Origin of the sequence: Pseudomonas sp., from assembly GCF_049645325.1 — a bacterium.
In the GTDB taxonomy this organism is placed as follows: Bacteria; Pseudomonadota; Gammaproteobacteria; order Pseudomonadales; family Pseudomonadaceae; genus Aquipseudomonas.
In genome coordinates this window covers 1-13,684 of the sequence record NZ_JBARTQ010000200.1, presented here as the reverse complement: position 1 = coordinate 13,684, position 13,684 = coordinate 1, and the positions used below count along the sequence as shown (strand labels likewise).

Genomic DNA, 13,684 nt, shown 5'->3' with positions numbered 1-13,684 from the left:
CCTGATGATGACCGCGCTGGATGAAAACGCCGAACAACTCACCGGGTTCAACGTCGGCGCGGACGATTACGTGGTCAAGCCCGTCGACCCGCTGCTGTTGCTGGCGCGGGTTCGCTCGTTGCTGCGCCGACACCCACAAACCCCGCGCCATTATTACCAGTGGGGCGCCTTTCGGTTGGAGCTGAACAGCCATTTCGCCTGGCTCAACGACACCCCGCTGCAGTTCTCGGTCGCCGAGTTCGAATTGCTCGCGATCTTCGCCCGCCATTGTGGCGTATTGCTGACCCGCGAAAAGTTGCTGCAAAGCCTGCGCGGCCTGGAATACGACGGGCTCAACCGCTCCATCGATATGCGCGTGTCGCGCCTGCGCAAAAAGCTGATGAGCCTGGCCTGCCCGGTGACCATCCAGACCATTACCGCGCAGGGTTACCTGTTTGTCGAAATCCCTCAGGGGGGCGAGCATGCTGACTAAAGTGCGCCCCTGGATGGCGGTAATGGCCGGCACCAGCTGGGCCGCCCTGACCTTTTACCTGTTGTGGCTGTGCGCCAACGCCTCAGTGTTCGTCGGCGACTACAGCTTTTTGCGCCTGATGGCCGGGCCTGGCTATTTGGTCGCGGAGCAGCTCAAGGTTTTACCGGTCGAACAACGCGACACGGTCATGGAAACGTTGCGCACACACTTTCAGTACCCCGTGAAACTGGTAACGCCGGATGACATCGAGCTGCCGCCCGAGGCGCTGACCATGCTCAAACATCAGCAACCGGCGCAGAACAGTGACGAAGACATCACCTACTTCCCACTCGACGACCGCACACTGATCCAGTTCGGCCCGATGTGGGGAACGGCCGAGGTCAAAGACCTGGTGCAATTTCCCGTCTATTGGGTCACCGCGTGTGTTGCAAGCCTGCCGCTGGTGCTGCTGCTGTGGATCGGCGCGCGCGCATTGCGCCAACGCCGCGCTGACCTGACGGCAATAAACACGTGCCTTGCCACGCTGGCGCGTGCGCCTAATGCCATGCTGCCCGCCATGGGCAAGGAATGGACGCCGTTGCTGCTGACCCTGCAACAACACGCCCATGACATTAGCGCCATGAATGAACGCCATCGCGAAGTCTCCCAGGCCGTGTCCCACGAACTGCGTACGCCGCTGGCACGCATGCGGTTTGCCTTGACGCTGCTGGGAAAAAGCGAAGACCCCCTCACCCGCACACGCCTTCAAGAGCGTCTGCACATTGATGTCGAAGAGCTCGAAGCCTTGGTGCGCGCCAGCCTCGCGTTTGCCCGCCTGGCCGGCGCGCCCTCCGACCTGCAGCACGAACCGATCAACCTGCGCGACTGGCTGCATCAGGAGTTCGCCTTGCTCGACGGCCACCATCGCCGGCTGAGCCTGGACACCGAACCTGCGCACCTGGAATTGATCGGCGACCGAGCCTTGCTGCACCTGATCGTGCGTAACCTGCTGAGCAACGCCATCACCTACGCCCGCGACCAAGTAAGCGTCAGCGCCGCCTACCATGGCGAACGCCACCTGGCACTGCATGTGGACGACGACGGCCCTGGGGTGCTCGCAGAAAACCGCGAGAAAATCTTCGAACCCTTTGTACGCCTGGCCATGGGCGGCGATGCGCCCGGCGGTTTCGGCCTCGGCTTGGCGCTGGCCAAACGCGCCACCCAGTGGCATAGCGGTGAACTGTCGGTAAGCCGCAGCCCCTTGGGTGGCGCGCGCCTGACCCTGATCCTGCCACTCCGACCGTTATAGCCTGCGTGTTACAGCCTGTGACAGTGAGGCCCTCGCATTGCTCGTAACCTCCCAACCTGAATTCAGGTTGGAGAGCCCTTTCATGCGTCCCCCCAAGAAGCATTTGTGCACATTGATGCTGTCGTTGTGCATCGTTACCAGCTCGCTTATACCCGGCAATGCAGCGGCCTTCAGCCAATCCGCAGCCAGTTCCGCCGGGGCAATCAGGCCTGATCATGCCTCTCAAACGGCCCCGCCCGGCCACCGGGAGCGGCCCAGACGCACGCAAGCAGAAAAACTCGCGCACCTGCCTGTCCCTCACCCACTCGACCAAATTGCGGCACCGCAACCCTTGGCACTTATGCCGACGTCACAAGTGACCCTGGCACGCGGAATGACCTTCAGGAAGCTGCTGCGGCGACGCACGCTCGGCTGACGCGCTCAAAACCCCATAAAAAAACCCCGCCTGCATCACTGCAGGCGGGGTTTTTCAGGAGCCGGGTAAGGCTGGCTTACATCATGCCGCCCATGCCACCCATGCCGCCCATGTCTGGCATACCGCCGCCAGCGCCGCTGTCTTTCTTCGGTGCATCAGCGATCGCCGCTTCGGTGGTCAGGATCAGACCGCCGATGGAGGAAGCTGCTTGCAGCGCGGAACGAGTCACCTTGGTAGGGTCCAGGATGCCCATTTCGATCATGTCGCCGTAGACGCCAGTCGCAGCGTTGTAACCGTAGTTACCTTTGCCGTTCTTGACTTCGTTGACCACAACACTTGGCTCGTCGCCGGAGTTGGCAGCGATCTGGCGCAGCGGTGCTTCAACAGCACGACGCAGCACAGCAATACCGACGTTCTGGTCGGCGTTGTCGCCGGTCAGGCCAGTCAGGGCTTCCAGAGCACGGATCAGCGCAACGCCACCGCCAGGTACCACGCCTTCTTCAACGGCTGCACGGGTTGCGTGCAGGGCGTCTTCAACGCGGGCTTTCTTCTCTTTCATTTCAACTTCGGAACCGGCGCCAACCTTGATCACTGCAACGCCGCCGGACAGCTTGGCCAGACGCTCTTGCAGTTTTTCACGGTCGTAGTCGGACGAAGTCTCGGCAACCTGGGCACGGATCTGGGTGATGCGAGCCTGGATGTCGGTTTCTACGCCAGCACCGTCAACGATGATGGTGTTTTCTTTGGAGATGGTCACGCGCTTGGCACTGCCCAGGTTTTCCAGGGTAGCGCTTTCCAGGCTCAGGCCGATCTCTTCGGAGATAACGGTACCGCCGGTCAATACGGCGATGTCCTGCAGCATGGCCTTGCGACGGTCGCCGAAGCCTGGAGCCTTGACGGCTGCGACTTTAACGATGCCACGCATGTTGTTCACAACCAGAGTCGCCAGGGCTTCGCCTTCAACGTCTTCGGAAACGATCAGCAGTGGGCGGCCGGCTTTGGCAACGGCTTCCAGTACTGGCAGCATTTCGCGGATGTTCGAGATCTTTTTGTCGACCAGCAGGATCAGCGGGCTGTCCAGCTCGGCAACCATGGTTTCTGGCTTGTTCACGAAGTACGGAGACAGGTAGCCACGGTCGAACTGCATGCCTTCAACAACCGACAGTTCGTTTTCCAGGCCAGTGCCTTCTTCAACGGTGATCACGCCTTCTTTACCGACTTTTTCCATGGCTTCGGCAATGATGTCGCCGATGGAGCTGTCGGAGTTGGCGGAGATGGTGCCTACCTGAGCGATAGCCTTGGTGTCAGCGCATGGCTTGGACAGCTTTTTCAGCTCGGCAACAACGGCGATGGTCGCCTTGTCGATGCCGCGCTTCAGGTCCATCGGGTTCATGCCGGCAGCGACGGCTTTGTAGCCTTCGTTGACGATGGCTTGAGCCAGAACGGTAGCGGTGGTGGTGCCGTCGCCTGCGTCATCGTTGGCACGGGAGGCAACGTCTTTGACCAGCTGCGCGCCCATGTTTTCGAAACGGTCTTCCAGTTCGATTTCTTTGGCGACGGAAACGCCGTCCTTGGTGATGGTCGGAGCGCCGAAGCTCTTCTCGATGATCACGTTACGGCCTTTAGGGCCCAGGGTCGCTTTTACTGCGTCAGCCAGGATGTTGACACCGGTGAGCATTTTCTTGCGGGCGGAGTCGCCGAATTTAACTTCTTTAGCAGCCATGATCGATAATCCTTAAATGCTTTGGAGTAACGGAAAAATGAGCGGGAAAATCAGCCTTCCAGTACGGCGAGAATCTCGTTCTCAGCCATTACCAGCAGGTCTTCGCCGTCAACTTTCACAGTGTTGCTGCCGGAGTAAGGGCCGAAAACAACCTTGTCACCGACTTTAACGGCCAGCGCACGCACTTCACCGTTTTCCAGAGTCTTGCCTGGGCCTGCAGCGACGATCACACCGTGGTTGGCTTTTTCAGCAGCCGAACCTGGCAGAACGATACCGCCAGCGGTTTTCTTTTCTTCTTCGCTGCGACGGATAACGACGCGGTCGTGCAGAGGACGAAGCTTGCTCATTGTCGATCTCTCCTAATTGTGTTTTTCATCGGCCGGTATCGGTACCGGCGGGTTGTATTCCGGCTGTGCCGGTCGCGCCTCGCCAAGCAAGACGCGGAAGTCTGTCTGGTGTCGCCACCAGAAACCTTGCGGTGACCGTTACATAAGGGCGCATAAGCTTATTACAAGGGGCCGTGGCGGAAATTTTTTGTGTCTGCCGACAGCTGAAAGCAACACGGCACCCGAAGGTGCCGTGCCTGTGAAGCGGTTATTTGCTGTCGCGGTGTTCGAATTCGCCTTCGATCACGTCGCCTTCACGCCCCAGCGGCTGGCGCGGAGCCGGACCACCACGAGGTTGAAGGTCGTCGGCGAACGCACGCTGGCGAATCGCCGCCTCTTCGGCTCGCTGGCGCATCTTGCCGGCCAGCAGTTTGCGGGTGACCGGCAGCAACATGACCAGGCCGACCACGTCGCTGATAAAGCCGGGCAGGATCAACAAACCGCCAGCCAGGGCCATCATCAGGCCTTCCAGCATGGTTTGAGCAGGCAGTTCGCCACGGTTCAGGCTTTCACGGGCACGCAGTGCCGTGGCCAGGCCGGCGACACGCAGCACCAGAACGCCGAGCATCGAGCCGAGAATGATCAGCAACAGGGCCGGGAAAAAACCGATCGCGCTACTGACTTGAACAAATACGAACAGCTCCAACACCGGGAACAGCAGAAAGAGCAATAAAAAAGGGCGCATCAAATGGTTCCTCAACGCAAGAATGCCTTGCCAGTCCACCTTAGATGACGTCGCCATTTCGTGAATTCAAGCGTTGGCGGCTTCTTTTTTCGGCCAGACCTCAGCGTGGGCCAATGAAACCAGGGCTTCGCGTACTTGTGTCGGCGTGTTGCAAGACTCCGCAAACGGCAACCAATACAACGCCTGGCCGATTCGCAGGTGCATGCCTTCGCTGTCGATACCGGCCAGTTGCGCAGGCTCGGTGGTCGGCAAACCCGTGAGGTCGACGTAATGGGCGATGGCCTTGGTGTGATCGCTGTTCATGTGCTCGATCATGCTGCACTCGGCCTTGCCGGCGAATGGGTTGGCCAGGGTCAACTGGTCGACCCAGTGAATCGCCCCGAACCCGCCGATATAACGATGGCGCACCGGTTTGAGCACCCAGAAGTCGAAATCGTGGGCCTTGTGGTAGTTGGCGGAATCAGGGAAGTAGCGGTAGTAGCGTTCGGCCGCCACTTCAATCGCAGCGTCATCCTCGATTTTCTCGGCTTCGGCAAGGTAGGTCAGGCGCCCCACCGCTTGCACGTCATCGGCCTCGCGCTCACCCACCAACAGCGAGCACTTGGGGTCTTTTTGCAGGTTGTGGGTGTGCTGGGCGATGCGGCTGATCAGGATGATCGGCTGGCCCTGCGCGTCCAGGCAATATGGCACGACCGACCCGAAAGGAAAGCCGGGCATGGCTTTGGACAGTGTGGAGAGAGCCCCACGGTATTCCTTGAGCAACAGCTCTCGGGCGTTCTTGGCAACGTGCGCGCTCAACGTATGACTCCTCGGGTATTCGGCCACCCATAGCCTATGGCGTCTATGGGAATGGATCTCAACACACGGTAATCAATATCCGCGCAGGTTGCCAGAGGCCGCCCGGCAGGTGGTGCCAGGCCTGATTACCAGGCGACGCCAAAGCCTGCGGTGTAGCGGGTCTTGCTCAGGCTGCTTTCGGAGTCGCCACTGATAATGTCGCGCTCGGCCTTGAGGTTGAGCGAAGCCCACTCGGTGACTTTGTAGCGCAGGCCCATTTCAGCATCCAGGGAGTACGCAGCCGGGCCGTCGAGCGGTTTGCCGACTTCGCCGTTGGTGAAGAACTCTACGGTCTTGCCCACGAGGTAGCGGTTGTAATTCCACTTCATGGCCAGGGAATAGAAGTTGTCTTTGCCGCCATCGGTATATTCGTAATCGGTGCGGTTGACCAGCGAGCCGAGGGAGAACGCGCCCAGCTCGTCATCCCAGAACTGGTAGCCCGGGCCGGTACCGACGGTGCGTTGGCGAGACAGGTCTTCGACCTTGTCGCGCTTGTACGTCAGGCGGCCTTGCCAGAACCAATGCTCGGTGATGAAACGGTCGAGGTCATATTCCAGCGCCCAGTTGTCGGTGGTGGTGACGTCATCCTGGAACTCGCGGTTGTACTCGCCCTGCGCGGTGTGGCGCCACTGGCCGTGACGCGCAGTGGTCTTGAAGTCGACGTCATAGTCGTTGGTGTCTTTGTCGGCGCGTTTGTAGTCCAGCGCCAAGTCGACATTGCCCTTCCACACCAGGTCTTCGATTACCGGCTTGGGCTTGAGGATTTGCTGGATGCTCGCCAGCTCCACGGTTTTCGGCTCCTCGCCGTTGGCCAGTACCACCTTGCCGTCATCTGCCGCCTTCAAGGATTTGGCCTTCTCGCCGGAGTAGGCGTCCTGCTTGACCAGCAATTGCTGGTCGCTTTCCAGGGTTTTGACCTGCTTCCAGTCCACTGGAATTGCCCCGGCGTAGTCGGTCTGGATCAGCAGTTTGCCGCCATCGAAGACTTTGATCTTGCCGGTCAGGCGGTCACCGTTCTTCAACCAGACGGTGTCGGCCATCAAAGGCGTGGAGGCGCTGAAAACAGCAAGGCACAGCAGGGTTCTGGACAACATAAGCAAGTTCGGGGCTCAAGTTTGACAAAAAAGGCGGCATTATCGTGTTAGATAACGTCTTAGCAAGGACTGACTCAGGTATTCGTATTGAGTTCACTGCCCAGCGCGATATTTACAGACGTTTCTTACAAAAATGCCGACGATCTCAACGGATGTGCCCACAGTGAATCAACCCGCCGAACCCCCGCAAAGCCCTGCCGAAATACGCCGTACGGCGCTGTACCTGACCCTGGCGCAAGTGCCCGAAGGCTGCGTGGTGAGTTACGGCGAGTTGGCGCACTTGGCGGGGTTGGGCCGCGCGGCCCGCTGGGTGGGGCGCACCTTGAGCCAATTGCCGGGCGATACCAAGCTGCCCTGGCACCGCGTGCTGGGTGCCGGTGGTCGGATAAGTCTGCCGGTGGGCAGTGCCTCGGGCGATGAGCAACGTGCGCGTTTACGCGGCGAAGGTGTCAGTATCCTGAACAATCGCGTTGATATTCAGCGCCATGGCTGGCGCCCGGTAGAGCACAGCGGTTAGAGTGCGCGCTTTGTTTCCGCAAATCTGAGGCAGACTCCAGCCCATGCCCCGTAAAACCTGGCGCGCCGCGCTCGCCGCCTATGCCAGCCCCTCGACGTTAGTATTGTTGTTGCTCGGTTTTGCCGCCGGCTTGCCTTACATGTTGGTGTTTTCGACGCTTTCGGTATGGTTGCGCGAGGCCGGTGTGGCCCGCGAGACCATCGGTTATGCGAGCCTGATCGGCCTGGCCTACGCCTTTAAATGGGTCTGGTCGCCGCTGCTCGACCAATGGCGCCTGCCGCTGCTCGGCAAACTGGGGCGTCGTCGCTCCTGGCTGGTGCTTGCCCAGACGCTGGTGATCCTCGGGTTGATCGGCATGGGCTTCTGCGACCCGCAAAAGCACCTGTCCTGGCTGATCGCTATTGCCGTGATTGTCGCTTTCGCGTCGGCCACCCAAGACATCGCAGTAGACGCCTATCGCCTGGAAATCGCCGATGACAGCCGCCAGGCTGCCCTGGCTGCCAGCTATATGTCCGGTTACCGCATCGCCGCCCTGCTCGCGACTGCCGGTGCGCTGTTTTTTGCCGAAGGTTTCGGCTCGACCGGCTTCAACTATAAACACTCGGCATGGACCGGCACTTACGTGCTGTTCGGCGTGCTGATGATTCCCGCGCTGCTGACCACTCTGTTCATGCGCGAACCCAACGTGCCACTGCGCACCCAATTGCAGGCCGGCCGCTACAGCTTTGTGCATCAACTGGTCTCGGTATTCGTGCTGATCGTGTTGCTGGTGTCGGTTCCGGCGATGTTCACCCAGCTGTACAACACCGATTTCGCCAGCGTGCTGTTCCACGGCGTGAGCCTGTGGGAATTGCTGATGGAGGACCGCGCCTTCCTGCGCGCCATCCTCTATATCATCCTGACCACGCTGTGCCTTTCAGCCATGGGTCGGCGCGGCCTGGCGCCGGTGCTGACGCCGGTCAACGACTTTATCCTGCGCTACCGCTGGCAGGCATTGTTGCTGCTCGGGCTGATTGCCACCTATCGGATGTCCGACACCGTGATGGGCGTGATGGCCAACGTGTTCTATATCGACCAGGGTTTTACCAAGGACCAGATTGCCGGGGTCAGCAAGATCTTCGGCCTGATCATGACCCTGCTCGGCGCCGGCATGGGCGGCCTGCTGATCGTGCGGTTCGGTATTCTGCCGATCCTGTTTATCGGCGGGGTGGCGTCGGCCGGTACCAACCTGTTATTCGTCGCGCTCGCCGACATGGGCCCCGACCTGCAGATGCTGATCTTCACCATCTCGCTGGATAACTTCAGCTCGGGCCTTGCCACGTCGGCGTTTGTCGCTTACCTGTCGAGCCTGACCAACCTCAAGTTTTCCGCCACCCAATATGCGCTGCTCAGTTCGATCATGCTGTTGCTGCCGCGCCTGATCGGCGGCTATTCGGGGGTGATGGTGGAGAAGTTCGGGTACCACAACTTCTTCCTGATCACCTGCCTGCTGGGCGTGCCGACGTTGTTCCTGATTGCGCTGCACTGGTTTCAGGAAAATCGGCGGATTCGGTTGAGCCCCCCAACCGAAGACTGACCCTGTGGGAGCTGGTTTGCCAGCGCCCACACCAGCTGCGGTTCCTACAGAAACACCTCACGACCTCACGCCTGTACTCCGGCGACAACCGCCCGTACAATCCCAAGTCATTTCAAGTCCAAGCAACCGACAACGGCCTACCATGCGTACCAGTCAATATTTGCTCGCCACACAGAAAGAAACGCCTTCCGACGCGGTTGTGATCAGCCATCAGCTGATGCTGCGCGCCGGTATGATCCGCAAACTGGCCTCTGGCCTGTACACCTGGCTGCCCATGGGCTTGAAGGTGATGCGCAAGGTTGAAGCGATCGTTCGTGAAGAAATGAACGCCGCCGGCTCTCTGGAAGTGTTGATGCCGAGCACGCAACCGGCCGAGCTGTGGCAGGAATCCGGGCGCTGGGAAGAGTACGGCCCTGAGTTGCTGCGCTTCAAGGACCGTCATGGCCGCGATTTCTGCGCTGGCCCGACCCATGAAGAAGTGATCACCGACCTGATGCGCAACGAGCTGAGCAGCTATAAACAGCTGCCGCTGAACCTGTATCAGATCCAGACCAAGTTCCGTGACGAAATCCGCCCACGCTTCGGCTTGATGCGCGGCCGTGAATTCATCATGAAGGACGCCTATTCGTTCCACGCTGACCAGGCGTCCCTGCAGGTCACCTACGACCGCATGCACCAGGCCTACTGCAACGTGTTCACGCGCCTGGGCCTGAAATTCCGCCCGGTTGAAGCGGACAACGGCTCCATCGGCGGCGCCGGCTCCCACGAGTTTCACGTGCTGGCCGAGTCGGGCGAAGACGATATCGTGTTCAGCAACGGCTCCGACTACGCGGCAAACATCGAGAAAGCCGAAGCCGTGCCACGCGAAACCTCGCGCCCAGCGCCAGCTGAAGAGCTGCGCCTGGTCGACACACCAGACACCAAGACCATCGCGGCCCTGGTAGAAAAATTCAGTCTGCCGATTGAAAAGACCATCAAGACCCTGATCGTGCGCGCCGAAGAAGAAGGCAAGCTGATCGCCCTGGTGATCCGTGGCGACCACGAGCTCAACGAAATCAAAGCTGCCCAGCAACCTGGCGTGGCCAGCCCGCTGGTCATGGCCACCGATGCCGAACTGCGCGACGCGATTGGCGCCGGCGCCGGTTCGCTGGGCCCGCTGAACCTGCCGCTGCCGATCATCATCGACCGTTCGGTCGAGCTGATGAGCGACTTCGGTATCGGCGCGAACATCGATGACAAGCACTACTTCGGCGTGAACTGGGAGCGTGACCTGCCGGTTCCGACCGTGGCTGACCTGCGCAACGTCGTCGCTGGCGACCCAAGCCCGGATGGCAAGGGCACTCTGGAAATCAAGCGCGGCATTGAAGTCGGGCACATTTTCCAGCTGGGCAACAAGTACAGCCAGGCGATGAACTGCAAAGTACTGGGCGAAAACGGCAAGCCGGTCATCCTCGAAATGGGTTGCTACGGCATTGGCGTTTCGCGCGTGGTGGCAGCGGCCATCGAGCAGAACAACGACGCCAACGGCATCATCTGGAGCGATACCCTGGCGCCGTTCCAGATCGCGCTGGTGCCGCTGCGTTATGAAACCGAGCAAGTACGCGAAGCCACCGACAAACTGTATGCCGAACTGACGGCTGCCGGTTTTGAAGTGTTGCTGGATGACCGGGACAAGAAAACCAGCCCGGGCATCAAGTTCGCCGACATGGAACTGATTGGCATCCCGCACCGGATCGTGGTCAGTGACCGCGGCCTGGCCGATGGCAATCTTGAATACAAGAGCCGGACCGAAGCCGAAGCCCAACCGTTGCCGGTGGCTGACGTGCTGTCTTTCCTTCAGGCGCGTATTCGTCGCTGAAAAACCAGATCAAGAGAAGTCATGTTCAAGCGAAACACCAGAGCCCTGGGGGGCGCCGCCTTGTGCGGAGCCCTGCTGGTCAGCGGCTGCGCCAACCAGATGTCGCAACGCAGTGAGCACGAGGAGCGAGTCGAGCGTAAGTTGCTCGACCACAGCCTGCAGATCGATGTAGGTGACCCCAAAGTGCTGGAGCTGCCGCAACGCCGGGTGCGCATTCACGAGCAGAAGACCTTTGAAGTCACCGAGTTCGAAGTCACACGCCGTTACGATCGCTATACCCCTTACCAACCCTGGCGCAAACTCTACGAGATGCCCCTGGGCGCGGTCGCCCTGGTGGCGGGCGCGGGGGCCAACGTGGCGAATATCTTTGCGCTCGGCAACCTGCCCACCAGCATGACGCGCGACTGGCTGAGCTACGGCGTGGACGGCATCAACCCGTTCATGAACGTGCAATCCCACGGCCGTGCGCAACAGAACCTGGCGGGTATCGATGAAGTCCAGCGCGACAAGCGCACGGAGTATTCGAGCCTGCCCTGGAGCGAACGCCCGGTGCAGGTCACCGCCGGCAAACAAACCCATGAGCTGACCACCGACCGCGACGGCGTGCTGCGCCTGAACCTGCTGGACAGCCCCTTTGCCGAGCAGGACCTGAACCGCGTCACGACCCTGAAGATCAGCGTGGAAGATGGCCAGGACGATGTGCATTCGGACTCGACCCTGGCAATCAGCAACACCCTGCGCAGCAAATTGCTGGAAGCCCATGGGCTGATCTACGACGATTTGGAAGATGACGAAGTGAACCAATGGGTTCACCGGGTCAAGCGCCTGTCGGAGTTGGGCCTGGAAGAAGAAGCCAGTGAACTGGAGCAAAGCCTGATCGAACTGACCCGCAATGATCCCGAGTTGCAGCAGGAATTCCTGCAAGCACTGACCAAGGATGCGGGGCGGTTGGTGGCGGACCCAGGGGCACGCTAAATCTCTGGAAACACCGAAATACAACTGTGGGAGCTGGCTTGCCTGCGATGACTGGCTAACATTCAACATCAATGTTGACGGTTAAGCCGCTATCGCAGGCAAGCCAGCTCCCACAGTTGGTTTGGGGTTTCTACCAAGGGAACTGCAGCTGTTCATTGCCGCTGCTCAAGTCCAGCAACCGCACGCCTATACCCAGCAACCTCACTGGCTTGTCGCCACGGTTGTACGCCTGGGTCATCAGCTGTTGATAACTCTCCAGGTCCCGCCCTGCCCCGGCCTGCTCCAACGTCGTCTGGGTAAAGTCATGAAACTTCACTTTCACAAACGGCTTGCCCGCGCGGTAACTGCTGTCGATGCGCGCCATGCGCCCGGCCAGGGTCTCCATCAACTCGGGCAGTTTCGCCAAACAGCTTGAGAGATCCGGCAAGTCCACATCGTAGGTATTTTCCACACTGATGGATTGCCGGCGGCTGTCGTTCTGCACCACGCGGTCATCAATCCCACGGGCCAGGCTCCAGAGTCGCTCGCCAAAACTGCCGAATTCACGCACCAGCGCCAACTTGTTCCACTCGCGCAGTTGCAGGCAATCTTCAATGCCCAGGCGCGCGAGCTTGTCTGCGGTGACTTTGCCCACGCCGTGCAACTTGCTCACGCGCAGTTGGGAGACAAAATTCTCGACCTGGTCGGGGGTAATCACAAACAGGCCGTTGGGCTTTTTCCAGTCGCTGGCGATTTTGGCCAGGAACTTGTTTGGCGCGACGCCCGCGGACACGGTGATATGCAGCTGGTTGGAAACGCGGCGGCGGATGTCTTGGGCGATGCGCGTGGCGCTGCCGCCAAAATGCGGGCAGTCGGAGACATCGAGAAAGGCTTCGTCCAGCGACAGCGGTTCGATCAGGTCGGTGTAGTCGCGAAAGATCGTCTGGATTTCTTTGGACGCTTCTTTATAGGCATCCATGCGCGGCTTGACGATGGTCAGGTCCGGGCACAGCTTCAAGGCATGGCGTGAAGACATGGCCGAGCGCACGCCATACGCCCGCGCCTCGTAATTGCAGGTGGCGATCACCCCGCGCCGATCCGCCGAGCCACCGACCGCCAGGGGCTTTTGTGCCAGGCTCGGGTCATCGCGCATCTCGATGGCGGCGTAGAAACAGTCACAGTCGACGTGGATGATTTTGCGCTGCGTCATATAAACAGAGGGTGTAATCCAACGGGTGGCCAGTATCGCACTCACCCCTGTATATAGCACCAGTAGTTTGAATCTTCCGCTTGAGCGGTAGGAATATTCCAAGATGAATTTATTTTCTCAATCGAAATCGACCCATCGATAGAGCTGAAACCCTTGGCCCGACTGGGCCAAAGCCCGTTCACCAGCCCTCATGGAGAGCTAACCGATTGAACCGCAAGCGCTTTTCTTCAACTCACGGGTTGACACACTCGCGATCCTCTGTAGAATGCCGACACACAGACGCGGGATGGAGCAGTCTGGTAGCTCGTCGGGCTCATAACCCGAAGGTCGTCGGTTCAAATCCGGCTCCCGCAACCAAACATCAAAAAAGGCTACTCGAAAGAGTGGCCTTTTTTGTGCGCGCTTGTTTTTAGCTGTGTACGAAAATTGTAAGACAAAAAAATCTTTTGCCGTCGCGTACTTACCGAGCATGGTCGGCATAAAGTGGCTGATTCACACTTATTTGACCCATCAGCCTATTAACGGTTGACACCTCGCCGCTGGGCTGTAGAATGCCGCCCACAGACGCGGGATGGAGCAGTCTGGTAGCTCGTCGGGCTCATAACCCGAAGGTCGTCGGTTCAAATCCGGCTCCCGCAACCAAACATCAAAAAAGGCTACTCGAAAGAG

12 protein-coding genes and 2 tRNA genes are annotated in these 13,684 nt (G+C 59.6%); 8 read left to right on the top strand and 6 right to left on the bottom strand.

What is annotated here, in order from left to right; all coding sequences use genetic code 11:
- On the top strand, positions 1–472 hold a 472-nt coding region (locus tag WBB95_RS08885; protein WP_424487243.1), incomplete at its 5' end, for a response regulator transcription factor.
- Positions 462–1,760, top strand: a complete 1,299-nt coding sequence (locus tag WBB95_RS08880; RefSeq protein ID WP_424487242.1) for a sensor histidine kinase — start codon at positions 462–464, stop codon at positions 1,758–1,760. The genes WBB95_RS08885 and WBB95_RS08880, both read left to right, overlap by 11 nt.
- Positions 1,761–2,251: 491 nt before the next feature.
- Here the strand turns inward: WBB95_RS08880 and groL are convergent, their stop codons facing one another.
- From groL to WBB95_RS08855, 5 genes are all read right to left on the bottom strand, one after another.
- On the bottom strand, positions 2,252–3,898 hold the full coding sequence (gene groL, locus WBB95_RS08875) for a chaperonin GroEL (protein ID WP_424487241.1): 1,647 nt from the start codon (positions 3,896–3,898) through the stop codon (positions 2,252–2,254).
- 50 nt (positions 3,899–3,948) lie between these two features.
- Positions 3,949–4,245, bottom strand: a complete 297-nt coding sequence (locus WBB95_RS08870; RefSeq protein ID WP_017846112.1) for a co-chaperone GroES — start codon at positions 4,243–4,245, stop codon at positions 3,949–3,951.
- A 247-nt stretch (positions 4,246–4,492) separates the two neighbouring features.
- Positions 4,493–4,969, bottom strand: coding sequence for an FxsA family protein (locus tag WBB95_RS08865; RefSeq protein ID WP_016971150.1), 477 nt, complete (start codon positions 4,967–4,969; stop codon positions 4,493–4,495).
- Positions 4,970–5,035: 66 nt separating this feature from the next.
- Positions 5,036–5,767: a HugZ family protein gene (locus tag WBB95_RS08860; RefSeq protein WP_424487240.1), complete on the bottom strand. Its 732-nt coding sequence runs from the start codon at positions 5,765–5,767 to the stop codon at positions 5,036–5,038.
- 125 nt (positions 5,768–5,892) lie between these two features.
- Entirely contained in the window at positions 5,893–6,900 is a 1,008-nt protein-coding gene (locus WBB95_RS08855; protein WP_424487239.1) for a DUF481 domain-containing protein, read from the bottom strand.
- Between the two features lie 133 nt (positions 6,901–7,033).
- On the opposite strand from WBB95_RS08855, the gene WBB95_RS08850 reads away from it, so the two are divergent.
- The 4 genes from WBB95_RS08850 (at position 7,034) to WBB95_RS08835 (ending at position 11,826) form a co-directional block, all read left to right on the top strand.
- Complete coding sequence (locus WBB95_RS08850; RefSeq protein ID WP_424487238.1) at positions 7,034–7,417, top strand: MGMT family protein; 384 nt, start codon at positions 7,034–7,036, stop codon at positions 7,415–7,417.
- Positions 7,418–7,460: 43 nt separating this feature from the next.
- Positions 7,461–8,993 carry an AmpG family muropeptide MFS transporter gene (locus WBB95_RS08845; RefSeq protein ID WP_424487237.1) on the top strand — a complete coding sequence of 511 codons (1,533 nt, stop codon included), beginning with the start codon at positions 7,461–7,463 and terminating at the stop codon, positions 8,991–8,993.
- A gap of 142 nt (positions 8,994–9,135) precedes the next feature.
- The gene (locus WBB95_RS08840; protein WP_424487236.1) at positions 9,136–10,851 is read left to right on the top strand and encodes a proline--tRNA ligase; all 1,716 of its coding nucleotides are present in this window, start codon (positions 9,136–9,138) and stop codon (positions 10,849–10,851) included.
- A 21-nt stretch (positions 10,852–10,872) separates the two neighbouring features.
- The gene (locus tag WBB95_RS08835; RefSeq protein ID WP_424487235.1) at positions 10,873–11,826 is read left to right on the top strand and encodes a hypothetical protein; all 954 of its coding nucleotides are present in this window, start codon (positions 10,873–10,875) and stop codon (positions 11,824–11,826) included.
- Between the two features lie 130 nt (positions 11,827–11,956).
- Here the strand turns inward: WBB95_RS08835 and dinB are convergent, their stop codons facing one another.
- Positions 11,957–13,015 carry a DNA polymerase IV gene (gene dinB, locus WBB95_RS08830; protein ID WP_424487234.1) on the bottom strand — a complete coding sequence of 353 codons (1,059 nt, stop codon included), beginning with the start codon at positions 13,013–13,015 and terminating at the stop codon, positions 11,957–11,959.
- A 280-nt stretch (positions 13,016–13,295) separates the two neighbouring features.
- Here dinB and WBB95_RS08825 point away from each other — a divergent pair.
- Positions 13,296–13,372 (top strand) — tRNA-Met (locus WBB95_RS08825).
- A 208-nt stretch (positions 13,373–13,580) separates the two neighbouring features.
- A tRNA-Met gene (locus WBB95_RS08820) sits at positions 13,581–13,657 on the top strand.
- Positions 13,658–13,684: the final 27 nt, after the last annotated feature.